Source organism: Allobacillus sp. SKP2-8 (assembly GCF_007559355.1).
Lineage (GTDB): Bacteria > Bacillota > Bacilli > Bacillales > Alkalibacillaceae > Allobacillus > Allobacillus halotolerans.
In genome coordinates this window covers 69,998-95,731 of record NZ_VMHF01000002.1, presented here as the reverse complement: position 1 = coordinate 95,731, position 25,734 = coordinate 69,998, and the positions used below count along the sequence as shown (strand labels likewise).

The 25,734-nt window shown below is 39.6% G+C and carries 22 protein-coding genes, 1 other RNA gene, 1 pseudogene and 2 other annotated features; of the genes and pseudogenes, 23 read left to right on the top strand and 1 reads right to left on the bottom strand.

Annotation, left to right across the window (positions count from 1 at the left end; all coding sequences use genetic code 11):
* The first annotated feature begins 54 nt into the window (after nt 1-54).
* From recJ to ssrS, 7 genes and pseudogenes are all read left to right on the top strand, one after another.
* Nucleotides 55-2,373, top strand: a complete 2,319-nt coding sequence (gene recJ, locus FPQ10_RS03745) for a single-stranded-DNA-specific exonuclease RecJ (protein ID WP_144160506.1) — start codon at nt 55-57, stop codon at nt 2,371-2,373.
* Nucleotides 2,363-2,878 carry an adenine phosphoribosyltransferase gene (locus FPQ10_RS03740; RefSeq protein WP_144160503.1) on the top strand — a complete coding sequence of 172 codons (516 nt, stop codon included), beginning with the start codon at nt 2,363-2,365 and terminating at the stop codon, nt 2,876-2,878. Before recJ ends, FPQ10_RS03740 begins: the two co-directional genes overlap by 11 nt.
* Nucleotides 2,879-3,083: 205 nt before the next feature.
* Nucleotides 3,084-5,280, top strand: a pseudogene (locus tag FPQ10_RS03735) (RelA/SpoT family protein).
* A gap of 30 nt (nt 5,281-5,310) precedes the next feature.
* Nucleotides 5,311-5,754 carry a D-aminoacyl-tRNA deacylase gene (gene dtd, locus FPQ10_RS03730; protein WP_144160499.1) on the top strand — a complete coding sequence of 148 codons (444 nt, stop codon included), beginning with the start codon at nt 5,311-5,313 and terminating at the stop codon, nt 5,752-5,754.
* Between the two features lie 54 nt (nt 5,755-5,808).
* Nucleotides 5,809-6,032 (top strand) — a binding site (T-box leader).
* 71 nt (nt 6,033-6,103) lie between these two features.
* On the top strand, nt 6,104-7,366 hold the full coding sequence (hisS, locus tag FPQ10_RS03725) for a histidine--tRNA ligase (RefSeq protein ID WP_144160496.1): 1,263 nt from the start codon (nt 6,104-6,106) through the stop codon (nt 7,364-7,366).
* A gap of 1 nt (nt 7,367) precedes the next feature.
* On the top strand, nt 7,368-9,140 hold the full coding sequence (gene aspS, locus FPQ10_RS03720; RefSeq protein WP_144160493.1) for an aspartate--tRNA ligase: 1,773 nt from the start codon (nt 7,368-7,370) through the stop codon (nt 9,138-9,140).
* A 105-nt stretch (nt 9,141-9,245) separates the two neighbouring features.
* Nucleotides 9,246-9,427: non-coding RNA, 6S RNA (gene ssrS / locus FPQ10_RS03715), on the top strand.
* 114 nt (nt 9,428-9,541) lie between these two features.
* Here the strand turns inward: ssrS and FPQ10_RS03710 are convergent.
* Nucleotides 9,542-10,153, bottom strand: a complete 612-nt coding sequence (locus tag FPQ10_RS03710) for an RsfA family transcriptional regulator (RefSeq protein ID WP_144160490.1) — start codon at nt 10,151-10,153, stop codon at nt 9,542-9,544.
* A gap of 156 nt (nt 10,154-10,309) precedes the next feature.
* Here FPQ10_RS03710 and FPQ10_RS03705 point away from each other — a divergent pair, with 156 nt between their 5' ends.
* From FPQ10_RS03705 to greA, 16 genes are all read left to right on the top strand, one after another.
* The gene (locus tag FPQ10_RS03705; RefSeq protein WP_144160488.1) at nt 10,310-11,608 is read left to right on the top strand and encodes a replication-associated recombination protein A; all 1,299 of its coding nucleotides are present in this window, start codon (nt 10,310-10,312) and stop codon (nt 11,606-11,608) included.
* 106 nt (nt 11,609-11,714) lie between these two features.
* Nucleotides 11,715-12,137, top strand: coding sequence for a cysteine metabolism transcriptional regulator CymR (gene cymR / locus FPQ10_RS03700; protein ID WP_144160485.1), 423 nt, complete (start codon nt 11,715-11,717; stop codon nt 12,135-12,137).
* Between the two features lie 21 nt (nt 12,138-12,158).
* Nucleotides 12,159-13,316 carry a cysteine desulfurase family protein gene (locus FPQ10_RS03695; RefSeq protein ID WP_144160481.1) on the top strand — a complete coding sequence of 386 codons (1,158 nt, stop codon included), beginning with the start codon at nt 12,159-12,161 and terminating at the stop codon, nt 13,314-13,316.
* A gap of 11 nt (nt 13,317-13,327) precedes the next feature.
* Nucleotides 13,328-14,443, top strand: coding sequence for a tRNA 2-thiouridine(34) synthase MnmA (gene mnmA, locus FPQ10_RS03690; RefSeq protein WP_144160478.1), 1,116 nt, complete (start codon nt 13,328-13,330; stop codon nt 14,441-14,443).
* A 172-nt stretch (nt 14,444-14,615) separates the two neighbouring features.
* Nucleotides 14,616-15,278 (top strand): tetratricopeptide repeat protein, encoded by a 663-nt coding sequence (locus tag FPQ10_RS03685; RefSeq protein ID WP_144160475.1) that lies wholly within the window; start codon nt 14,616-14,618, stop codon nt 15,276-15,278.
* Nucleotides 15,279-15,309: 31 nt separating this feature from the next.
* Nucleotides 15,310-17,742, top strand: coding sequence for an SF1B family DNA helicase RecD2 (recD2, locus tag FPQ10_RS03680; RefSeq protein ID WP_144160472.1), 2,433 nt, complete (start codon nt 15,310-15,312; stop codon nt 17,740-17,742).
* Between the two features lie 123 nt (nt 17,743-17,865).
* Nucleotides 17,866-18,033, top strand: coding sequence for a hypothetical protein (locus tag FPQ10_RS12930; protein WP_186278524.1), 168 nt, complete (start codon nt 17,866-17,868; stop codon nt 18,031-18,033).
* Nucleotides 18,034-18,091: 58 nt separating this feature from the next.
* Nucleotides 18,092-18,332, top strand: a binding site (T-box leader).
* A gap of 25 nt (nt 18,333-18,357) precedes the next feature.
* A complete protein-coding gene (locus FPQ10_RS03675) occupies nt 18,358-18,693 on the top strand; it encodes a hypothetical protein (protein WP_144160469.1) in 336 nt (111 codons plus the stop codon).
* 12 nt (nt 18,694-18,705) lie between these two features.
* On the top strand, nt 18,706-21,345 hold the full coding sequence (alaS, locus tag FPQ10_RS03670; RefSeq protein WP_144160466.1) for an alanine--tRNA ligase: 2,640 nt from the start codon (nt 18,706-18,708) through the stop codon (nt 21,343-21,345).
* A 49-nt stretch (nt 21,346-21,394) separates the two neighbouring features.
* Nucleotides 21,395-21,667 carry an IreB family regulatory phosphoprotein gene (locus tag FPQ10_RS03665; RefSeq protein WP_144160463.1) on the top strand — a complete coding sequence of 91 codons (273 nt, stop codon included), beginning with the start codon at nt 21,395-21,397 and terminating at the stop codon, nt 21,665-21,667.
* Nucleotides 21,664-22,083 carry a Holliday junction resolvase RuvX gene (gene ruvX, locus FPQ10_RS03660; protein ID WP_144160460.1) on the top strand — a complete coding sequence of 140 codons (420 nt, stop codon included), beginning with the start codon at nt 21,664-21,666 and terminating at the stop codon, nt 22,081-22,083. Before FPQ10_RS03665 ends, ruvX begins: the two co-directional genes overlap by 4 nt.
* Before the next feature lie 9 nt (nt 22,084-22,092).
* Nucleotides 22,093-22,380, top strand: coding sequence for a DUF1292 domain-containing protein (locus FPQ10_RS03655; protein ID WP_144160457.1), 288 nt, complete (start codon nt 22,093-22,095; stop codon nt 22,378-22,380).
* Nucleotides 22,381-22,599: 219 nt separating this feature from the next.
* Complete coding sequence (mltG, locus tag FPQ10_RS03650; RefSeq protein ID WP_144160454.1) at nt 22,600-23,733, top strand: endolytic transglycosylase MltG; 1,134 nt, start codon at nt 22,600-22,602, stop codon at nt 23,731-23,733.
* Nucleotides 23,734-23,830: 97 nt separating this feature from the next.
* Nucleotides 23,831-24,496, top strand: a complete 666-nt coding sequence (locus tag FPQ10_RS03645) for an O-methyltransferase (RefSeq protein WP_186278523.1) — start codon at nt 23,831-23,833, stop codon at nt 24,494-24,496.
* Nucleotides 24,489-25,121: a uridine kinase gene (gene udk / locus FPQ10_RS03640; protein ID WP_144160448.1), complete on the top strand. Its 633-nt coding sequence runs from the start codon at nt 24,489-24,491 to the stop codon at nt 25,119-25,121. The genes FPQ10_RS03645 and udk overlap by 8 nt, the downstream gene beginning before the upstream one ends.
* A gap of 48 nt (nt 25,122-25,169) precedes the next feature.
* Entirely contained in the window at nt 25,170-25,646 is a 477-nt protein-coding gene (greA, locus tag FPQ10_RS03635) for a transcription elongation factor GreA (protein ID WP_144160445.1), read from the top strand.
* Nucleotides 25,647-25,734: the final 88 nt, after the last annotated feature.

Sequence of the window (25,734 nt, the reverse complement as noted above, 5' to 3'; positions counted from 1 at the left end):
ATTGCTACCCCTAATGACCTCTAGTATAATAGATACGTTAGGGGTGTTTTTATTATGCTTGAGAGCAAAATGAATTGGTTGGTGAACGATCAGCTGATTGATGAACCAACACAGATTCATCCATCTCCGATTGTCAACCGCATGTTGGCGAAGAGAAAGATACATAGTAAAGAAGAGGCAGAAACTTTTCTTTATCCAACGAAAAAACAAATGCATGATCCATTTTTGTTTGAAGAGATGGATACAGCAGTGAAACGAATTCATAAAGCAATTCAAACAAAGGAAAAAGTCATGATCTACGGAGACTATGATGCAGATGGTGTGACTTCTACTGCTATTCTAGTTTCAACTTTAAGAAATATGGGTGCAGATGTAGACTATTATATCCCGAACCGTTTTACAGAAGGATATGGACCGAATGAACTAGCTTTTCAAGCAATCAAAGCGCATGGCGTCAGTTTGATTATCACGGTCGATAACGGTATTGCTGCCCCTGAAGAAGCGAAACTAGCAATTGAGCTAGGGATGGATTTAATCATCACAGACCACCACGAAGAGCAAGATGAGTTACCTGAATCTGTCGCAATGATCCATCCAAAATTATCGAACCAATACCCATTTAATGATTTGGCGGGAGCAGGTGTAGCCTTAAAATTGGCACACGCATTGACTGGAAAATTGGACGATGATTATCTAGCTCTGGCTTCAATTGGTACGGTAGCAGACTTGGTACCGATGATTGGCGAAAATCGGGTGATTGTGAGGGAAGGATTAAAAGCATTGACTCACACGAAGTTACCCGGATTGATGGCCTTGAAAAATATTGGTAAATTAACTGGTGCGATGACAACTGAAAACATTGGATTTGTCATTGGTCCGCGGTTAAATGCTGTCGGTCGATTACAAGACGCAGGATTGGCTGTCGATCTGTTATTGGAGAAAGATGCCGTGTTGGCCGCTGAAATGGCGCTAGAGATCGATCAAATTAATAAGGAAAGACAGAAGCTTGTTCAGCAGATTTTTGAAGAAGCAGATGAAATGATTGAGACAAATTATTCAGATGACCAGATTTTGGTCATTGCAAAAGAGGACTGGAATCCTGGAGTGCTAGGTATTGTTGCTTCTCGAATCATCAATAAATACCATCGTCCGACACTGATGTTAAGCATCGATAATACACAACAAGTAGCTAAAGGAAGCGCCAGAAGCATTCCTGCTTTTGATATTTTCAAACATGGCATGGAACTGAAGCATTTATTTGTTCATTTTGGAGGTCACCCGCAAGCGGCAGGCATGACCGTACGTACAGAAGACATTGATGAATTGAGACGAGAACTTAATCAGCAAGCTGAGAGTGAGTTAACACCCGCTGATTTCCACCCGACACTTCAAATAGAAGAAGTGATCGATTGGGAAGAAGTTGACATGGATTTTCCGGAATTAGTTGAAATGCTAGCACCGTTTGGCATGAATAATAATCGGCCAGTGTTTCAAATCAATGATGTGGAAATTAAAGAGTTACGTAAAATCGGTGCGAAGAGTAATCATTTGAAGTTATCTGGGAACGCTGGTGGTAAGCGGATTGAAGCTGTAGGTTTTCAGATTGGAGATGTCGTTGATCGGTTAAGTACTGGAAGTAAGATTGATTTAGCTGGTGAAGTACAGATCAATGAGTGGAATGGTAATCGGAAATTACAGGTATTGTTAAAAGATGTACGATGCAAAGAATGGCAGCTCTTTGACTTCCGTGGAAAAAAGTTTAACTTACCCTCTTCGGTTTCACCGGATGAGCTGGCGGTTATCTATTTTCAACGTGAAAACAAACCAAAAGAAATGAATTTTTCAGCATTTCACGTTGAAAACACGACTGATCTGCACTACTTAGAAGAACATAAGCATCTACTGATTCATGATTTACCAAATACACTAGAAGAATTGGAAAACGTATTAGGGCGTCTTTCATTTCACACACTGTACGTATGCTATCAAATCGAACGGTCATCATACTTTGAACGATTTCCATCAAGAGAAGCATTCAAAGACCTATTTATCACTATTAAAGAACATCAAATTATTGAATATCAACAACGTCAATTGCTGGCAGAAGCGAAAAAAGTCAGTGAAGACGAATTGGATTTTATGCTCCAAGTGTTTTTTGATCTAGATTTTGTTAATATAGTAGATGGTGACATTTATTATCTCGATCAAACAAAACCTAAACAATTAAGTGAATCAGTTACTTATCAACAACGGTTAAACCGAATAAAAATGGAAAAAACGCTATATTACTCAAACTACAAAGAATTGAAAGAGTGGATTTCCATGAGACGCGGTCGCCAAGGGAAGGAAGGAGTAGTCTTACATGGATTATAAAAAACATATAACAATCGTTGAAGACTGGCCAAAAGAAGGAATTCAATTTAAAGATATCACCACATTGATGGATGATGGGAAAGCATTTAAATCAGCAGTGGACGAGATTGTCGAGTATGCCAAAAAAGTAGGAGCCGAACTTGTAGTAGGTCCTGAAGCTAGAGGATTCATTGTTGGATGCCCAGTCTCTTACGCACTTGAAATTGGGTTTGCACCCGTGAGAAAAGAAGGAAAACTTCCAAGAGAGACTGTTAAGGTAGACTATGGATTGGAATATGGAAAAGACGTTTTGACAATTCATAAGGATGCCATTAAGCCAGGGCAAAAAGTCTTAGTAGTAGATGATTTATTGGCCACTGGAGGGACAGTCGAGGCGACGATTCAATTAGTGGAAGAGTTAGGTGGAGAAGTTGTAGGGTGTGCCTTTTTGATTGAGTTAGCCTATTTAAATGGCCGTGACAAGTTGAAAGGCTATGACATTTTACCGTTAATGACATATGAATAAGCTGATCGGCTGACTCTTCGAAAGGGTCAGCCAACTCTTTTTTAATTATATCCACTCAATTGAGTGAACGAACAGAGCAATTAATAATTGCGAAAAATCTACAACGGGGCGTGTGAAACGCACAAAAAGAAGTGTTTCTCTTTACATATGCCATTTATTTATGAATAATGGAAAAAAAGAAAAGGAAGCAGCTAGGTGGTTGTATATGTCTAAACACAGTATACGAACAATCGATCAAGTGATAGAAAGAGCCAGTCATTATATGAATGAAGAACACGTGGCTTTTCTTCAGCGTGCCTATGAATATGCAGCCAAAGCCCATGAAGGTCAAATTAGAAAGTCCGGTCAAGAATATATTTTACACCCAATTCAAGTGGCAGATATTTTAATTGATCTAAAGATGGATCCGGCAACGATCGCAGGCGGATTTCTTCATGATGTAATCGAAGATACCGAAATCACTTATAATGATTTAAAAGAAGCTTTCAGTGAAGAAGTGGCTCAATTGGTTGATGGAGTTACGAAACTAGGGAAAATCAAATATAAATCTAAGCAAGAACAACAAGCAGAAAATCACCGAAAAATGTTTATCGCGATGGCGAAAGATATTCGCGTGATTTTAATTTAAGCTTGCCGACCGACTACATAATATGCGCACATTATCATTTTTGCCGGAGGAAAAACAGCGGAGAATCGCAAATGAAACCTTAGAAATCTTCGCGCCATTGGCTCACCGACTCTGAATTTCAACCATAAAATGGGAACTTGAGGATACGGCGCTTCGCTACATGAATCCGCAACAATATTACCGAATTGTTCAACTGATGAAGCAAAAAAGAAGTGAACGTGAACAATACATTGATACGGTTATTGGAGAAATTAATGAGCAATTAGGCGAAATTAACATAGAGGCAGAAATATCCGGTAGACCAAAACACTTGTATAGCATTTACCGGAAAATGGCCATTCAAAAGAAAGATTTTAACGAAATCTATGATTTGCTCGCTGTGCGAATTATCGTGAGAAATATTAAAGAATGCTATGCCGTATTAGGGGTTATTCACACGCTTTGGAAACCAATGCCTGGACGATTTAAAGATTATATTGCCATGCCGAAACCAAATCTTTATCAATCACTTCATACAACGGTAATCGGTCCGGAAGGTGATCCGTTAGAAGTCCAAATCAGAACTTCTGAAATGCACGAGATTGCTGAATATGGAATTGCGGCACATTGGGCTTACAAAGAAGGAAAAGCAGAGAACGATGCCCCAAAAGATATGTCAAAACAACTAGCATGGTTCCGAGAAATCCTGGAATGGCAAAATGAAACGAGAGATGCAGAGGAATTCATGGAATCACTCAAGTTCGATTTCTTCTCAGACATGGTCTATATTTTTACACCAAAAGGAGATGTCATCGAGTTACCGAGTGGCTCCGTACCGTTGGATTTTGCTTATCGAATCCATACTGAGGTTGGGAACAAAACGGTTGGTGCCAAAGTAAATGGGAAAATCGTACCGCTTGATTATCAATTGAAAACGGGCGACATTATCGAGATCATGACTTCCAAACATTCGTATGGGCCTTCTGAAGATTGGTTGAAAATAACGAAGACAACTCAAGCTAAAAATAAAATTAAACAATTTTTCAAAAGACAACGGAAAGAAGAAAATGTTCAACGTGGACGTGAGTTGGTAGAAAAAGAGATTAAGAATATGGATCTCCAACCAAAAGAAGTATTGACGGAAGAAAATATTCAGTTGGCATTAGATCGGTTTCATTTTCAACATGAGAATGACTTGTATGCAGCAGTGGGTTACCAAGGTGTAACGGCCCTTCAAGTAGCCAATCGAATAACTGAAAAAATTCGCCGAAAAGAAAAAGAAGTCAATTTGGAACAGACGCTTGAAAATCTTCAAAATGAAGTCTCTCCACAAAAACGGAAAGCCTCTACATCTGGTGTCATTGTGCGCGGACTCGATAATTTGCTTATCCGTCTATCGAAATGTTGTAACCCTGTTCCAGGGGATGAAATTGTCGGCTATATTACAAAAGGAAGAGGAGTCTCCGTGCACCGTGCCGATTGTCCAAACATTTCCAATGAAGATGAAACACGTTTGATCGATGTGGAATGGGAACGAAACAGCCAGCGTCAACAAAGTTATCATGTAGACTTGGAAATTACCGGTTATGATCGTAGTGGCTTCTTAAATGAAATTTTACAAGCTGTCAATGAGACGAATACTTCCATTACGCATGTGAATGGAAAATCAGACAAGAATAAGATTGCAACGATTAACTTAACCATTTTAATTCACAATTTAGAGCATTTACGACGAATCGTCGAACGTATTAAAAAGATCCGAGATGTTTTTGCCGTTCAGCGACTGATTCACTAATGGATTTTGATGGATAAAGGGGTAAAAGTAATGCGAGCTATAATTCAACGTGTGACGAGTGGTGCTGTCGATGTCAACGGAGAACGGACAGGCGAGATCCAAGATGGACTAGTCGTTCTACTTGGAGTATCGACAAAAGACACCGAAACAGATGTGAACTATTTAGCAGAGAAAATCATTAACCTGCGAGTATTTGAAGATGATCAGGAGAAAATGAACCTTTCACTTAAAGATGTCCATGGTAAAATTTTATCCATCTCTCAATTTACATTATATGGAGATACAAGGAAAGGCAGACGGCCTAACTTTATGCAAGCGGCTAAGCCAGACCAAGCACTTGAATTATACCAGCAATTTAATGATCGGATTAGACAGTTAGGTATAGAAGTAGAAGAAGGGAAATTTGGTGAACACATGGAAGTGTCACTGATCAATGATGGCCCTGTCACCTTAATATTGGATACAGATGATTAGTCTTGACAAGCTATTGAAATATAGCTATGATAATTGAAATTAATTGAATAGTGATCAATACCAATGAGGGAAAAAGTAGCAAAGAAACACATATGACAGAGAGGGTTTGCCATGGCTGGAAGCAAACTCATATGTCCTTTGTGAAAGACATTCCGGAGGTGCCTTGCCGAATGTAAAAGTAGGTATAGGCCGCGAGAAGCGTTAATGAAATGAAGTGAAAGCAACTCTCTTAGGTTGCTTTAATCAGGGTGGCAACACGGGGTAAACTCGTCCCTATCAATTGGAATGCGGATTGATAGGGATTTTTTTATTTTCAAAAGACTTACATAAAACGAAGGAGGAACTGACGTTGATTCATATACCTAGAGGTACGGAAGATCTATTGCCAGAAGCGACAGAGAAATGGCAAGTCATTGAAAATACGTTAAGAAAATTATCGGAAAAATATCATTATAGAGAGATACGTACGCCTATGTTTGAGCGAACAGAATTATTTCAGCGAGGTGTCGGTGATACAACAGACATCGTTCAAAAAGAGATGTACACATTTGAAGACAGAGGTGGGAGAAGCTTAACATTACGCCCTGAAGGCACAGCTTCTGTAGCAAGATCATATGTACAACATAAAATGCACGGACTACCAGAGCAGCCTACTAAATTGTATTATATCGGGCCGATGTTCAGGTATGAACGACCACAACAAGGACGCACGCGGCAATTTACTCAGTTTGGCATTGAAGCGATTGGCAGTGACAATCCGGCAATTGACGCGGAAGTATTAGCATTTGCGATGGAGTGCTATGAAGCATTTGGCTTGAAGTCGCTTAAGTTAGTCATCAATAGTCTAGGCGACCGAGAAAGCCGTCAAAGCCACCGGGAAGCATTGATCAACCATTTTCAGCCACATCAAGAAGAGCTATGCCAAGATTGTCAAGTTAGACTGGAAAAGAATCCACTCCGTTTACTGGACTGTAAGGTCGATCAAGATCATCCAGCGATGAAAACAGCACCGTCTATATTGGATTACCTCAATGAGTATTCAAGCAACTACTTTGAATCTGTCAAAAAACATTTGGATGCGATGGGGATTTCCTATACTGTAGATGAAAATCTTGTTCGGGGATTGGACTATTATACACAAACTGCTTTTGAAATCATGAGCGAAGCAGAAGGGTTTGGTTCCATTACTACACTATCCGGTGGTGGCCGATACAACGGATTAATTGAAGATCTTGGTGGCCCTGAAACATCAGGAATCGGTTTTGCTTTGAGTATTGAACGATTGTTGATGGCACTTGATGCTGAAAAGCTGTCGCTTGAAACAAACGCAGGAATTGATTGTTATATCGTTTCGATCGGCGATGAAGTGACATTCAAAGCAACCGAACTCATTCATCAATTACGCCAACAAGGAATTCGAGCTGACCGGGATTATTTGAATAAAAAAATGAAGGCTCAGTTTAAGGCAGCTGAACGGGCGAAAGCTAAATTTGTCGTCATCCTTGGAGAAGAGGAAATGAATGAAGGTAAAGCAAAAGTAAAAGAATTAGCAACCGGGGAACAAACGACCGTTCCACTCAACGAGATTGCCACTTATATTGGAGGGAAATAAGATGCTCGAACGTTCATACTGCGGGATGCTTACTCTTGATCAAGAGGAACAGACTGTATTATTAAAAGGATGGGTACAACGACGTCGGGACCTTGGCGGATTAATTTTTATTGATTTACGTGACCGCTCAGGGATTGTGCAAGTTGTATTCAGTCCTGAATCGAAAGAAGCTTTGGAGCAAGCAGAAAAGATTCGAAGTGAGTATGTCATCGAAGTTACTGGTGTCGTGAAACGAAGAGATGAAGGTACCATCAATCCATCGATGCAAACAGGTGAACTTGAAATCGTAGCCAATCAGTTAACAATTATCAATAAATCGAAGGCATTGCCAATCCAGATTGAGGATAAAATAGATGTTTCAGAAGAAATTCGTTTGAAATATCGTTATTTGGATCTACGTCGGAATACGATGCAAGAAACATTTATTTTACGGCATGAAATTGCCCAAGCCATTCGCCAGTATTTGAATCGACAAAACTTTTTGGAAATGGAAACGCCAGTGTTGACGAAAAGCACACCTGAAGGAGCGCGGGATTATTTAGTTCCTAGTCGTGTTCATGAAGGAGAATTCTATGCGTTACCACAGTCGCCGCAACTCTTTAAGCAATTGCTGATGGTCTCAGGATTCGAAAAATATTATCAGATTACTCGTTGTTTCCGTGATGAAGATTTGCGTGCCGATCGCCAGCCTGAATTTACACAAATTGATATTGAAACGTCTTTCATGAACCAAGAAGAGATCATGAAAATGACTGAAGAGATGCTTCGTTTTGTCGTGAAAGAGGTTAAAGGAAAAGACATAGCCAACCCATTTCCTCGAATGACCTATCAAGAAGCAATGGAGCGATATGGATCAGACAAACCGGATACACGCTTCGGTATGGAGCTAAAACAAATCAATGAATTCGCTGCAACTTCAAACTTTAATGTGTTTAAACAAACCGTGGAAAACGGCGGTCAAGTGAGTGCATTAAATGTAGAAAATCAGGCCGACCAATTTTCACGAAAAGATATCGATCAATTAACTGATTTTGTTAAAATCTATGGAGCAAAAGGGTTAGCATGGATTAAAATTGATGAAAATGGTGAATTGACAGGTCCAATCGCCAAATTTTTCGATGAAGATGATGCCAAAGCATTACGTAATCAATTAGATGCAAAAGCAAATGACTTGCTTCTATTCGTCGCTGATCAAAAACAAATTGTATACGACAGTTTAGGTGCACTTCGCTTAAAATTAGGAAAAAATCTTGGTTTAATCAATGAAGAACAACTAAACTTCTTATGGGTTACTGATTGGCCATTGTTTGAATATGATTCCGAGGATGGACGATATCACGCAGCTCACCATCCATTTACAATGCCGAAGCCTGAGCATATCGATCAATTGACAGATTCACCAGAAAATGTTCAAGCACAAGCTTATGATGTTGTGTTAAACGGCTTTGAACTCGGTGGTGGGTCATTACGTATCTACGAAAAAGACTTGCAAAACAAAATGTTTGAAGCACTCGGTTTTACAAAAGAATCAGCAGAAGAACAATTTGGATTCTTGTTGGAAGCATTGGAATATGGAGCACCTCCACACGGTGGAATTGCCCTTGGCTTTGATCGCTTGGTAATGCTTTTGGCCGGTAAAACGAATCTTCGTGACACGATTTTATTTCCGAAGACAGCATCAGCATCAGATCCATTGACCGAAGCGCCGTCTACGGTGTCGGATGAGCAACTAGCTGAATTACACTTAGAATTGAAAGATAATGAAAACCAGTAAGCTGAATATTCTAAAAAAAGATTAAGAAATCCAAAAATTGGGCGCTTGTATCTCTTGATATTGGATAATGTATGTGATATTATTTGATTACAAAGTTGAAACAGAGCAATCCTAATGTGTTCGTCTTCTCCGTCGTACGTTTTGACCGAACACTTTTATGTAAGGGAGTCCGGCGTTTCTGTGTGGCGTATATGCCTTTTATAGGACATACAAAGCACAGAACAGGACACCCACCTGCCTGGAGCGGGTTCAAAACATTAAGGAGGAACGGCACAATTGGGATTGTGTACATACAAAAAAGCTATTTTAAGCAGACCTTAAAATAGCTTTTTTACATGTTTATATTGGAAGAAATCAATTATTGAGAGATCTTAATGAACATGCTTTGTGTCCTGCTTTTTTCATTTCGCAATTTGCTCTAAATTGCCATTTTTCGCCATCTTAAAAGCAGGTGAGGACAGGGACGAATCTTCATCCAATACGACCATTTTCCTTGCACGGTCCATGATGTTCACAAATGTCTGGTAATCTTCTTTTAAGGTATCGTAATCTTTTTGCAGTTGTTCGTATTTTGCTTTCCATTCTTCATTTTCATTGGTTAACTGTTGATTATATTCCTTCATTTGCTCGAATTCAGCTTCATCATTGATTGAAGTAGATTCTTTTAGTTGTTCTAGTAAATGAATAATTTCATCAATGGTGGTAGGTTGTTGATTCGTTTTCGGTATTTCCTTTGCTTCGGAGATGTTTGTGACTCCATTCGTTGCTTGTTGCTTCATTGCTTTTTTGCGTTCTTTTCGTTGTCTTTTGGCCAAGTCTACTGCTTTTTCATAGTTTTTACGGACTTCAGCGTTCCACCGAAAACCACATGCAGCAGCCGTTCGATTCAGTTTGTCACCGACTTCCTCGAAAGCCACTAATTGTGTACTTCCTTCACGTATATGTCTAAGCACAGTTTCTGCCAGTAATAAATCATCTTCATGAGACCAAGCGTCTTGCCTCACTTTAACCATATTCCCAACTCCTTTTATCTCGAATGATAGTTTCCTATTTCTATCATGTGCAAGTTGTGAGGATAATATACATAGAAATCCAGGCTCAAACTCAGAAAAAACTGGACATCTATAGTAAAATAGAAAAAGATTGAGCATGAATTGAAGGAGAAAGATATGTTTACTAATGAACCACTTGCATTCCGTATGCGACCAGAGAAAATTGAAGAAGTTGTCGGTCAAAAACATGTGATCGGTGAAAACACTTCATTATATAAAATGATTAAAAATGGATATGTACCATCAATGCTTCTGTATGGACCACCCGGAACTGGAAAAACTTCTTTAGCTTATGCCATTGCAGGTTCTTCCAATATGGAATTCTTTGCGATTAATGCAACAAGCGCCAGCAAAAAAGAGGTTGAACAGATTATCCAAGAAGCAAAATTAACTAGAAATGTGCTTTTGTTCATCGATGAGATTCATCGCTTTCACAAAGGACAACAGGATACATTGCTGAATGCGATGGAGGAAGGCATTATAACATTCATCGGTGCGACAACTGAAAATCCTTATCATAGCGTAAATAACGCGATTCGGTCGCGCTGTGGACAGATCAAGCAATTACACCCGTTGAATCAAGACGATATATTAGACCTTCTTCACCGAGCGTTAAAAGACCCAAGAGGATTATCCCACATGACGATTGATATTTCGGAGGATCATCTGAAGCTGATCGCTGAAACGACAGGTGATGGGCGTACAGCTTTAACGATTTTAGAAGAAGTTGTTTACGCTTCGGATATGACGGATGAAGGTACCTACCAAGTAGAACTCGAAACGGTTCAGTCAAGCATTCAAAATAAAGGTTTTGTGCATGATAATAAAGGAGACATTTATTACGATCTGCTATCGGGGTTTCAAAAAAGTATTCGTGGCAGTGATGCGGATGCCGCCTTATATTATTTAGCTAGACTGTTAGAAGGCGGCGATTTGGAAGCCATCATGCGTCGATTGTTGGTGATTGCATACGAGGATATTGGTTTGGCTAGTCCAGCCGTAGCTGCACGTGTGTTGCCTGCCATTCAATCCGTCGAACGATTAGGCTTGCCTGAGGCGAGGATTCCTCTAAGTGTGATCACCATTGAGTTATGTTTATCACCGAAGTCGAATACCGCTTATAAAGCACTGGATAAAGCGATTAAGCATGTCAAAAAAGGTGTGACGGCGGATATACCAGATCATATAAAGGATTCGCATTATGCAGGTGCATCCAACCTGGGACATGGAGTTGAATATAAATACCCGCATCATTCTTCTACTGGATGGGTTTACCAAGAATATTTACCTGAGTCCCTCCGTGGTATGTCATATTATCAGCCTAAAATGTTAGGTGAAGAAAAAAGATATGCGCAAACATACGAGAAGTTGAAAAAGTTATCGAACGAATCGCGACAGGATGAAAAGAAGCGCTAGTTCATTAAATTCCACAATGTATTAAAACATGCTATAATGTCAGATGGTTTTCGCAAAAGGTGCCAATCCATCTGTTAGATTTGGTTATTGATGAGGGGGATATTGGATGAAGATCTCTACGAAAGGGAGATACGGACTAACGATCATGATTGCATTGGCAAAAGGACATCCGAGTAAAAATCCGATTTCGCTAAAAGTAATTGCACAAGAATATCATTTATCTGAACATTATCTTGAACAATTAATCGCACCACTTCGCAATGTTGGTTTGGTCAGAAGTGTTCGCGGAGCTAAAGGTGGTTATTTATTGGCTGAAGAGCCGAAAAATATAACGGCAGCAGACATCATAAAACCACTTGAAGGACCGATTCGCCCCGTTGAAGAGATGGAGGATGAACAACCTGCTCAGCAAGAATTGTGGCGACGAATTCGTGACGCCGTAAAGGATGTACTCGATTCAACAACGTTGGCTGATTTAGCAGAGCACGATGGCTCCATTTATCAAGAAGAAGATATGTTTTATATTTAATAGAAAAAGTAGGTGACTTCTGTGAAACGCGTTTATTTAGATTACGCAGCAACAACTCCTTTACACCCTGAAGTCAAACAAGAAATGATGGAAGCACTGGAAGGGACATATGGAAACCCAAGCAGTATCCACTCCTTTGGCAGAGAAAGCAGAAAACTATTGGATGAAGCTAGAAGCGAAGCTGCACGGAGTATCGGAGCCGATTTTTCTTCGATTATATTTACGAGTGGAGCAACCGAGGCAAACAATCTAGCGATCTTTGGAGTTGCACGGGCTCATGCCCATAAAGGCAAGCATATCATCACGACCCAGATTGAACATCACGCTGTTTTACATCCAATGGAGGAGTTAGAAAAGGAAGGCTTTGAAGTGACCTTTCTCCCTGTGGATGAGTCGGGAGTCGTTTCTGTCGAAGCAGTTGAAGAAGCCCTTCGACCGGATACAATTTTCGTCTCCATCATGCGGGTAAACAACGAAACTGGCATGCAACAACCGATTGAGGCTATTGGTGAACGTTTAAAAGAACACCAAGCTATTTTCCATACGGATGCTGTACAAGCGTACGGACTGGAAAAACTTGATGTGACTGCACTCAATGTTGACCTTCTATCTGTTTCATCGCATAAAATTTACGGACCAAAAGGAATCGGATTTTTATATCGAAATGATGATATTCATTTGGCTCAACAAATTTTCGGCGGGGAACAAGAAAGAAAGTGGCGATCCGGTACAGAAAACATGCTTGGGATTGTAGGGTTTAAAAAAGCTATTGAGTTGTTGGAGAAAGAACGAGAAGATCGAATGACTCATTATCAAAGGCTCAGCGAGAAATTCATTGCTGGATTGAACGAACTTTCCATCGATTATCACATGAATGGAAAAAAAGAAGAGCATATGCCAAATATCTTGAACATTAGTTTTCCGGGTGTGGAAGTAGAAATGTTCTTGACGAATCTAGATTTAGAAGGCATTGCGGTTTCTTCCGGTTCTGCTTGTACTGCCGGTTCGATTGATCCATCACATGTATTAAAAGCAATGTATGGTGAAAAAAATGACCGTATATATAATTCCATTCGCTTTAGCTTTGGAATCGAAACGAGCGAGGAAGAAATTCAGTTTTGTGTTGAAAGAATCAGCAAAATCTTAAACAGGTTATTGCCAAATCATACAAGAGGTTAGGTGGTGAAAAAATGAAAAAGCCAGAAGACACAAGAGTAGTGGTCGGTATGTCTGGAGGCGTCGATTCATCTGTTACTGCGTTGCTTTTGAAACAACAAGGTTATGATGTCGTAGGAATTTTCATGAAAAACTGGGATGACACAGATGAGTTTGGTGTATGCACAGCGACGGAAGATTACGAAGACGTTGCACGTGTTGCTAACCAGTTAGACATTCCGTACTACTCCGTAAATTTTGAAAAGCAATATTGGGATAAAGTGTTTACCTACTTTTTAGAGGAATATAAAGCGGGACGAACGCCGAATCCGGATGTCATGTGTAATAAAGAGATTAAATTCAAGGCTTTCTTAGACCATGCAATGGGATTAGGCGCAGATTACTTGGCGACCGGACATTATGCCCGTGTCAGTGAAATAGATGGTCAAGCACAAATGCTTCGAGGAGTTGATTCAAATAAAGATCAAACGTATTTTTTGAATCAAATACCGAAAGAAATACTCCCGAGACTGATGTTTCCATTAGGAGAGCTTGATAAGTCTGAAGTCCGTGAAATTGCCAAAAAACATGATTTAGCTACTGCAACAAAGAAAGACAGTACAGGAATTTGTTTTATTGGTGAAAGAAACTTCAAAGAGTTTTTGAGTGAATACCTACCAGCTAAACCAGGTGAAATGCAAACATTAGAAGGTGAAGTGAAAGGTAATCACGACGGATTAATGTACTACACAATCGGTCAAAGACAAGGTCTTGGAATCGGTGGTGCAGGTGACCCTTGGTTTGTCATCGGAAAAAACTTAGAAGAGAATATTCTCTATGTAGGACAAAGCTTTAACAACGAAGCGCTTTATTCAGATTCTTTAGAAGCTGTTCACTTGAATTGGTTAGCGGATATTGATTTAAGTGCGCCTATTGAGTGTACGGCCAAATTCAGATATAGACAGGAAGATTATGCCGTTCGTGTCGTCGTGGATTCGGAGAAAGATCAGGCAGAAGTCATCTTTAAAGAACCTCAACGAGCGATTACACCAGGTCAAGCAGTCGTTTTCTATGATGGCGAACGTTGCTTAGGTGGCGGAACCATCGATCGCGCTTTTAAAGACGGTAAACAACTAACATATCTAGCTTAAAAGTCAGCACATTTATTGTGGTGGCTTTTTTGCCAGATAAACGATTGATTCAATAGAAGGATATTGATAAGAAAATACATACTTTTATAACGAAAATATTTTCTTCGCATTACTTCTACGATACGATAGAATAAAAAGACGATCAACGAATTAACCGAAAGGAGTCAACCGGATGAACTTAATTGAAAAAGGAATCGAACATATGCAAGCGAATGAGCTAGAAGAAGCCGCCAATACATTCAATCAATACATCGAAGAAAATCCAACAGATCCTGTAGGCTTTATTAATTTCGGGAATCTATTAAACCATGTAGGTGAATATGATAAAGCACAAAATTTCTTTACTCGAGCGATAGAAATTGATTCGAAATCAGGGACCGCTTATTACGGCCTGGGTGTGCTCCATTTCGAACAGAAAAATTACCAACAAGCCGCAAAAGAATTTCAAAACGCGGTTCGATTTGGATTAGATGATGCAGATGCTTATTATATGCTCGCTGTTTCTTTGAGAAATCAGCAAAACGAAAAGCTGGCGCTTCCATTCTTTCAACGAGCAAGTGAATTGAAAAAATCAGACACAGAAATTCAGTTCCAGTATGGCTTGAGCTTAGCTTATAACGAGCAGATCGACCATGCACTGAATCAGCTGTTGTATGTCACGGAATTGGATGACCAACATGCAGATGCACTTTACAATACGGCTGTATGTTATTTGCATAAGGAGCAGCCGAAGAAAGCTTTAACTTATTTCAAAAAAACTCTCGATGCACAGCCAGACCACATGCTTGCAGCAGATGGTAAAATTAAAGTCGAAGAATATTTGAGTGAAGGGTAACTCAACTGGATCGTTGAAGGAGATAGATGGAATGACTGATCAACTTTATATCAAAGGCCAATTGAATCATATGATTTTTCATAATGCCGAAAAACAATTTTCCATCGCATCGATCAAACTGGATGAAACGAATATAGACTTAAAAGAAGATGAATTTGTTGTTAAAGGTCATTTTCCGAAACTTACGTATGGAAACGATTATATATTTTACGGCAAAATGGAAAGTCATCCTCGATTTGGTGATCAATTTCATGCCTTCACGTATGAGAAAGAGTTGCCGAAAACAGAGGAAAGCTTAATCCGCTATCTCTCAAGCGATTTATTTTATGGGATCGGATTGAAAACAGCACAAAAAATTGTTGGTAAGTTGGGAATCGATACCGTCGAAAAAGTGCTCAGGGATGAAACAGTTTTAGATGGCATTGTGTCGTTGAAAACAGAAACAAAGCAGCAGTTTATTCAAGACTTACGACTTCATCAAGGTTTCGATCGTGTCACCGTTGAATTATCCAAATACGGAATAGGACTGCAGCTTGCGCAAAAAATTTATGCGTTACATCAAGAAAAAACCTTGGACGTATTAACAGAAAATCCCTACCAACTTGTATTCCAAATTGAAGGGTTCGGTTTTCAGCGTGCAGATGAAATTGCCCAGCAGATTGGAATCCGCAATGATCATCCAACACGAATTCAAGCAGGTATTTTGCATGTGTTGGAAGAAGAGTCACTCAACGGTCATGTTTTCGTCTACGAAAATTACTTGATTCGTCAGGCAACGGAATTATTATTTTCGCGTGGAGCACAAGTTGGTTTTTCATTTCAAACCTTTTTTCAATCACTAATCGAAGAATCTTTACTTGTGAAAGAAGATGATCGGATATATCTCCCTCAGCTTTACTTTGCAGAAGAAGGAATTGCGTCTCAATTAGCTCGAATCCAAGAGGTAAAAGAGGATACATCCTATGAAGAAAGCGAACTGTTGAAATTCATTGGTGATTTAGAAGAGCGAGAAGGTATTTCATACGGGGAAGAGCAGTATGAAGCGATCAAGATGGCTTTGGATGAAAAAGTCATGATATTGACTGGCGGTCCAGGCACTGGAAAGACGACCGTTGTAAAAGGGATCTTGGAGAGCTACCAAAAACTGTGTGACAAAGAGAAAACAATCAAAGATTCCAATTACTTGCTATGTGCACCGACAGGCCGGGCTGCCAAGCGGTTGAGTGAATCGACAGGGATGAAGGCGAAAACCATCCATAGTTTGCTCGGTTGGAGCGGAGAGGGTGAGTTCGAGTATGATGCTGGTAACCAACTGGATGGAAAGTTAATCATCATCGATGAATTTTCCATGGTTGATGTTTGGCTTGCCAATCGGTTGGTCAAAGCGATCCCTTCTTCCATGAAAGTCATCCTTGTAGGGGATGAAGATCAATTGCCCTCCGTCGGACCAGGTGAAGTACTGTCTGATTTATTGAAGTCGGATTGCATTAAAGTGGCCAGATTGGAAGAGATCTATCGGCAAAAAGAAGATTCATCGATTATTAAGTTAGCACATGCGATTAAAAATGACCGTTTCGAAGAACTCGATTTATCGAAGTCCAGTGACTTTAATTTTTTCCCGACATCAACTGAAAACACCGGAATCGTCATTGAAAAAATAGTCGAACGCGCATTGGCAAAAGGATATACGCAACGGGATATACAAGTATTGGCCCCTATGTACCGATCGAAAGCGGGTATTCATGCATTAAATGAAACGTTGCAGCAGCTGTTTAATCCGCCTTCTCAGCAAAAACGAGAAATCAAGCACTTCGATTCGGTCTATCGATCCGGGGACAAAGTGATTCAACTCGTTAATCAACCAGAAAAGAAAGTGTTTAACGGAGATATCGGAGAGATCAGAGCCATTAAAAAACCAACGGAAACGGAAACGAAAAAAGAAGAAATGATTGTGGACTTTGAAGGATTAGAAGTTTCATATACACGGCAAGATTTCAATCAGTTGATGCTCGCTTACGCCATTTCGATCCATAAATCACAAGGCTCGGAATTTCCAATTGTGATCATTCCAATTGTTCGCTCTTTCAGAAGAATGCTCGTCAAAAATTTAATTTACACAGCGATCACCCGAGGAAAGTCATCACTCATTATTTGTGGTGAATATAATCAATTCATGGATGGGTTGAAGCAGAAGAACTTTTTTAACCGTAATACGACGTTAGTCGAACGGCTTAAGTATGTTTGGGGAATGAGTGTAGAAGAAATCGATCGTAATGACGCGACGGAAGTCAATCACTCATCAAAAGAACTGGGTAGGACGCAAGAAAAAGCACAACCTACTAAAACGACCGAAGCAAATGATGTGAAAACGGAGAACCATACAGAAGATGATTTTGAAGGCCTTCCGTTAGAAGATGCCGAAAAACATGATGATGATTTATCACCCTATGATTTTATGGAATAATATGATACAAACGTTGTGTCATAATGAAGTTGAGTATTGAAGCGGCAAACGATTGAATTTAAAATGCATAAATTGGGCGCTCATAACAAAAAATGAGAGGAAAATACAAAGGAGTTATTTTCCATGAAATGCCCAAATTGTCACACACCCAACATAGGACTGATCAATGAAGGACGATTTTATTGCTGGAATTGCCTAGTAGAAGTCGATCAGAACCAACAATCAAGAGAAATGGTCAGCCAATTGCACCAACCTGAGTATTTTTTAGAAGATTTATTTTCTGATGAATGATAGTAGAAATTGACAGCCTTATAGAGATTCAATATAATAACGACAGAAGCAAAAATTCACGAAATCGATGAAGGAAACGAGTAAATGACAGAATCACTTCAAGAGAGGCGTCTTCCTGGCTGTAAAAGACGCTAAGTGAATGTCATTGAACGCTATTCCAGAGAGCGGCTAATCCCCGCCGGTCCACTCCGTTACGGTGTTTGAGCTGATAGGCTTTATTTGGTTATCATTCTGAATGGGAAGAATTGACCAAGGCAAAGTCTATAATCAGGGTGGCACCGCGGATAACCGTCCCTACATCATACTGTAGGGGCTTTTTTGTATTTGGCTCAGTTAAACGTACGTATTAAATTCTTAATATCGAATGAAGCCGCTGAAAAGTCGAGTGAAGCCGCTGAAAAGTCGAGTGAAGCCGCTGAAAAGTCGAGCGAAGCCGCCGAAAAGTCGAACGAAGCCACCGATAAATCGAGCGAAGCCGTCGAAAAAACGAGCGGAGCCGTCGAAAAAACGAGCGGAGCCGCTGAAAAATCGAGTGAAGCCGTCGAAAAGTCGAGCGAAGCCGTCGAAAAGCCGAGCGAAGCCGTCGAAAAATCGAGCAAAGCTGCCAAAGAGCAACCACAGACGTTAACAATGCTTTATATTTTAAATGAGAATTTTTAAGGAGGAAAAACGATGAAAATACTGACATCAAGTGAAGTACGACAAATGTTTTTGGACTTTTTTCAAGAGAAAAAACACTCGGTGGAACCTAGTCAATCATTGGTTCCCCATGAAGACCCGACTTTATTATGGATTAATAGTGGGGTTGCAACGTTAAAAAAGTATTTTGATGGACGAGTCATTCCGGATAATCCAAGAATCGTCAATGCTCAAAAGGCTATCCGAACAAATGATATTGAAAACGTTGGATTTACTGCTCGTCACCACACATTTTTTGAAATGCTCGGCAACTTTTCCATTGGTGAGTATTTTAAAGAAGAAGCGATTGAGTGGGCATGGGAATTTTTGACGAGCAAGGATTGGGTTGGATTTGATCCGGAAAAATTATCGGTAACAGTTCACCCAGAGGATGAGGAAGCATATAAGATCTGGGCAGAAAGAATTGGCCTGCCTGTAGAGAGAATTATTCGTATTGAAGAAAACTTTTGGGATATCGGTGAAGGTCCAAGTGGTCCAAACTCAGAAATCTTTTATGATCGTGGCGAAAAATATGGAAACGATCCAAAAAATCCAGAGTTATATCCAGGCGGTGAAAATGAACGATATTTGGAAATTTGGAATTTAGTCTTTTCTCAGTTTAACCATAATCCAGACCATACGTATACACCATTACCGAACAAAAACATTGATACAGGTATGGGCTTGGAACGGATTGTTTCTGTCATACAAGATACACCTACGAATTTTGAAACGGATCTATTTAAACCGATCCTTGAAAAAATTGAAGAAATCAGTGGGAAAACATATGGTAAAGCAAAAGAAGTCGATACAGCATTTAAAGTCGTCGCCGATCATGTAAGAACCGTAGCATTTGCGATTGGAGATGGAGCGTTGCCTTCAAATGAAGGAAGAGGTTACGTTTTAAGAAGACTATTAAGAAGAGCGGTACGTTTTTCGAAAGAACTGGGTATGAACCAACCGTTCATTTATCAGTTGGTCGAAGTCGTTGCAGATATTATGAAGGACTTCTATCCAGAAGTCAGTGAGAAAAGTGACTTCATCCAGAATGTCATCCGGAAGGAAGAAGAACGTTTTCATGAAACGCTTCAAGAGGGACTTGCGATTTTAGAAAAAATAATGAAACAAGAAAAAGAAAAAGGAAGTTATATCTTCCCTGGTAATGAAGTGTTTGTTCTTTATGACACGTATGGATTTCCGAAAGAACTGACTGAAGAATATATCCAAGATGAAGGCTTTCAAATAGACGAAGCAGGATTTGAAAAAGAAATGGCAGCACAGCGTCAACGTGCGCGGGCAGCTCGACAAAACGTTGACTCCATGCAGGTTCAAGACCAAGTACTAAGAGAAATCCATGTAGAAAGTCAATTTACAGGCTATGAACAATTAACTATTCAATCTACCGTCGCAGCATTAATTAAGGACAGACAAGAAGTTCAAGAAGTAAACCAAGGTGATGAAGCCTATTTATTTTTGAAGGAGACACCTTTTTATGCAGAGAGTGGCGGTCAGGTTGCGGATGAAGGAATCATCCAATCAGAAAACGGAAAAGCTTCTGTATTGGACGTTCAAAAAGCGCCAAATGGTCAACATCTACATCGCATCAAAGTAGAGGAAGGTAGATTGAGTAATCAGGAATCTGTAAAAGCGACAGTCGACCAGCAGAAACGGAAGAAAGTGATCAAAAATCATACAGCTACGCACCTATTGCATCAAGCGCTAAAAGATGTACTAGGCGATCACGTCAATCAATCAGGGTCACTTGTTGCGCCCGGTCGTCTACGGTTCGACTTCTCTCATTTCAATGCTGTCACGGAAGAGGAGTTGAATGAAATTGAGAAAAACGTGAATGAAAAAATTTGGGACTCGATCAACGTAGGTGTCAGTTATCATGACATTCAAGAAGCTAAAGAAATGGGTGCAATGGCGCTTTTTGGTGAAAAATACGGAAAAGAAGTTCGTGTCGTTTCGATCGGTGAATATAGTCTCGAGCTATGTGGTGGTTGCCATGTGCAAAACACAGCTGAGATTGGCTTATTCAAGATTATTTCAGAGTCGGGAATAGGCGCTGGAACGAGACGTATTGAAGCAAAGACGAGTAAAGGTGCTTATGAATTTTTTGAAGAGAAAGAAGCCCAATTACAACAAGCAGCAACCTTGTTGAAAACGAAGGAAGATCAAGTTCCACAACGAATCGAATCATTGTTTACAGAAATGAAGTCAATACAAAAAGAAAACGAATCATTATCTGCCCGTCTAGCAAATGCTGAAGCAGCTGACTTAATCGAACAAACGGAAAATATTGAAGGTGTTCCACTCTTGGCTGCAAAAGTTAATGTGAAAGACATGAATGCACTCAGACAAATGGTAGATGAGTTTAAACAGCAATTGACTTCAGGAATCATCCTGTTGGCAATCGAAAACGGTGAAAAAGTACAACTTGCCGGCAGTGTCTCGGAAGATTTAGTTAAAAAAGGTTACCATGCAGGAAATATGGTTAAACAAGCAGCAAGTATTTGCGGTGGCGGCGGTGGAGGCCGTCCAGACATGGCTCAAGCAGGCGGAAAAAATCCTGAAAAAATCAATGAAGCACTGGAATCAGCAAAAGACTATATTAAAAATGTTTCTTCTTGAATACATTTACGTTTATAATGAGGGTAAGTAGAAGTGAGGGGGATCAATTATGGATAATCAAGATCATACGATGAAGTTCCAGTTTTCTGATGACTCTCAAGAACAAGTCGTAAATGAAATTTTACATTCGGTGTATGAATCACTTGAAGAAAAAGGCTATAATCCAATCAATCAAATTGTTGGCTATCTATTATCAGGGGACCCTGCTTACATCCCCCGCCATCGAGATGCACGGAATATGATCCGCAAAGTAGAACGAGATGAGTTGATTGAGGAAGTGGTCAAGCACTACTTAAAAACGAATAAAGAGGGTCATCGATGAGGATATTAGGATTAGATGTGGGGGAGAAAACCATCGGCGTAGCTGTTTCTGATGCCCTACATTTTACGGCTCAAGGGATTGAAACAATTTCTTGGGATGAAAAAGCGGGTTTTGACCAAGTGTTTTCGAAATTGGAATCAATCATCAAAGAACACGAAATCAATAAAGCCGTCGTCGGTCTTCCCAAGCATATGAATGGAACGATCGGCGATCGTGGAGAGGCATCGAAGCGTTTTGCCACGTTTCTTGAAGATGAACTTGGTATCGAAACGATCTTATGGGACGAACGGTTGACGTCGATGGCTGCTGAACGTGTTCTTCTTGAAGCGGATATGAGTCGCAAAAAGAGAAAAAAAGTCATTGATAAAATGGCAGCCGTGTTGATCCTACAAGGTTATCTGGATCAATCCAATTAAAAAGGAGTGTTGAAAATGGAAGAGAAAGAACGAATTATTATTCCAGACGAAAATGGTGAAGAACATCTATTTGATGTGTTGTTCTCGTTTGATGTAGATGAAACAGAAAAATCGTATATCGTCGTTGTTCCATCTGACCAAGTGGATGAAGACGAAGTGGAAGTTTATGCGTTTCGTTACGAAGAAAACGGTGAAAATGAAGATGACATGGCACTATTTGAAATCGAAACAGATGAAGAGTGGGAAATGGTTGAGGAAATGCTCGCGACTTTCTCAGAAGAAGAAGATACAGAGTAAATTAGTAACATTGTTTTAGCAAAAAAGCCGCGTCCATGATGGACGCGGCTTTTTTCTAAATCCACTTACATGATTTTTAATGAATCTCACCCTCTAAAAACGTGTTTACATTCGTCATAAAAAATAATATTGAGACAAATTTTATGGAATCTCTATTGAAATTATAGAAATTATTCCATGAATACTTTATAATGAAGCGGGTAGATAGGGGGAAGAGAAATGTCAACTTCCAATGATGATTCAAAATTAACCTATAAAGATGTAAAGAAAAAGCGAATAGGTGAAGCAAAGGTTGCACGGAAATGGATTGTTACCATCCTTTTGATCGTGGTGATCGTGTTAATCATTGGTGGGCTGTCTATTTATAACTACATAGACGAAGGGCTGAGTCCAGTCGATCCAGATAATAATGAGATTATCGAAGTGGAAATTCCGTTAGGGACAAGCACGGAAGGGATTGCCAGCATCCTTGAAGAAAATAACATCATCAATAATAGTTTGATCTTTCGGTTGTATGTGAAGTTTAAAAACGAATCGGGCTTCCAAGCTGGAGAATATTTATTGGCTCAAAATATGAAGCTTGATGAAATTACCGAAACGTTAAAAACAGGAAAGATTCTCGTCGATCCATTGTATACGATAACGATTCCAGAAGGGTTCACAGTGGAACAAATTGCTGCCCGGTTGGGTAAAGAGACGCCGATCGATGAAGATGAGTTTTTAGATAAAATGCAAGATCGAGATTATATCCAATCACTCATCGGTCAATATCCGACAATTCTTGGAGAAGATATTTTACAAGAAGAAATCAGATACCCGTTAGAAGGTTATTTGTTCGCCATTACGTATCCGGTCTATCAAGAAAATTTAACGGTTGAAGATATTGTTAACAAGATGTTGACCGAAACATCCAATCAATTACAACCTTTTATGACACAAATAGAAGCATCGGACTTCAATGTGCACGAAGCGATTACGATGGCATCCCTGCTCGAGCGTGAAGCTGTCGGTAAGGATGATCGTAAAATGATTTCTGGCGTATTCTATAACCGATTAGAAGAGGGCATGAAGTTACAAACTGATCCAACTGCGTTATATGCTCACGGTGAACATAAAGAACGCGTATTGTATTCCGATTTGGAGATTGAATCTCCATATAACACCTATCATATTCAAGGGTTACCGATTGGACCGATTGCCAATTTCCATAAGAATTCGATGGAAGCGGCATTAAATCCAGAGGACCATGAATATCTCTATTTCGTTGCGTCTTATGAAGGTGAAGTTTATTACGCAGAGACTTATGCGGAACATGAGCAAAATATCCAAGAATATCGTCCGCCGAAAGATTAATGGATCAATTGATCGGGAGCGCCTGCTATTCGCGTTCCCACCTTTTTTTATGATAAAATAGCAAAATTGAAGAATAATGCACCGTTGGAGGAAAGTCATGCGTGCTTCACAAAAATATATCCAGTCTTTATATGAAGAATGGGATTCAGACCTTCAAAAGATTGAAGAATATGCAGAAGAACATCAGGTGCCAATTATGGAAATTGATGGCATCCGATTCATCAAGCAATTGATTCGAATTCATCGACCCAAAAAAATACTTGAGATCGGAACAGCAATTGGCTATTCTGCCATACAAATGGCGAAGGTAGATCCGAGTATTCATGTAACAACCCTGGAAGTCGATGAATCTAGGTATCAACAAGCCATCGAAAATATTCAAACGTTGAACTACGAAAATCAAATAAAAGCGTATCATCAAGACGCCCTTGATTTCCTAAAAAGACGTACAGAAGATGAACTATTTGATTTAGTTTTCATCGATGCAGCCAAAGGAAAAAATAAAGAATTTGTAAACTACGCAGATCCTTTCTTAAAAAAAGATGGCTTATTGGTAGTTGACAATGTATTATTTAAGGGATATGTTTCTGGAGAGAATAATGAATCCAGACGGTTATCCAAGCTTGGTTCCAAAATTAGCTCCTTTAATCAGTGGTTAATGAACGATGAACGTTACGAGACGACGATCGTAGAAGTAGGAGACGGAATCGCACTGGCAATCAAACAGACAAACAAGAAAGGAGCTTCGGATTCCCGTGAGTAAGAAACCAATTATCATTGGCGTTGCCGGAGGAAGCGGCTCGGGCAAAACCACTGTAACGAGAGCAATATACGATCAATTTAAAGATACATCCATGTTAGTGATTGAACAAGACTATTATTATAAGGATCAATCACACTTACCATTTGAAGAAAGATTAAAAACAAATTATGATCATCCATTAGCATTCGATAATGACTTGTTAAGGGAAGATTTAAACAAGCTCTTAAATCGACAATCGATTGAAAAACCAGTTTATAATTATGAAATGCACACGAGATCTGACGAAACAATTAGCGTCGAACCAAAAGATGTTATCATTTTAGAAGGAATTTTAGTCCTTGAAGACGAAAGATTACGTGAGATGATGGATATTAAAGTATTCGTTGATACGGATTCCGACCTGCGAATTATCCGCCGAATGATGCGGGACATCAATGAACGTGGAAGATCGATCGAATCAGTCATCGACCAATACGTTAATGTCGTGAGACCGATGCATCTCCAATTTGTCGAACCAGCGAAGAGATATGCAGACATCATTATTCCTGAAGGTGGCCATAATTACGTTGCGATTGATTTACTGACGACAAAAATTAAAAGTATTATTGAAGACAAACATTCATAACAATGGATTAGAAACAAACAGATTAGAAATTAACGAGAGGTGTTAGAAATGGCAGAAGAAAAACAGTTTTTTATGACAGAGGAAGGGAAAAAGAAACTAGAAGATGAATTAAACGAGTTAATTACCGTTCGTCGTCCAGAAGTGGTCGAGCGTATTAAAATAGCTAGAGATTTTGGTGACTTGTCCGAGAACTCAGAATACGATTCGGCAAAAGATGAACAAGCATTTGTTGAATCTCGTATTTCTCAAATTGAGACGATGCTTCGTTATGCAGTGATCATCGAAAACGATGAAAACGTCTCAGACATTGTCCAACTAGGTAAGACAGTTAAATTCGTAGAGTTACCGGATGGTGACGAAGAAGAATATCAAATCGTCGGAAGTGCAGAAGCTGATCCATTTGAGGGTAGAATCTCAAATGATTCTCCAATGGCTCAAAGCCTACTCGGTAAAAAAGTCGGAGAAGAAGTGACCGTCGCTACACCAGGTGGCGAATTAGAAGTTCGAATTACAGAAGTAAAATAACCAAATCATCCATGTATTGTCCTACGCAACGCTGTGTAGGACATTTACATATTATTGAACTGTATACCAAATCCATTTCGTGGAGGTC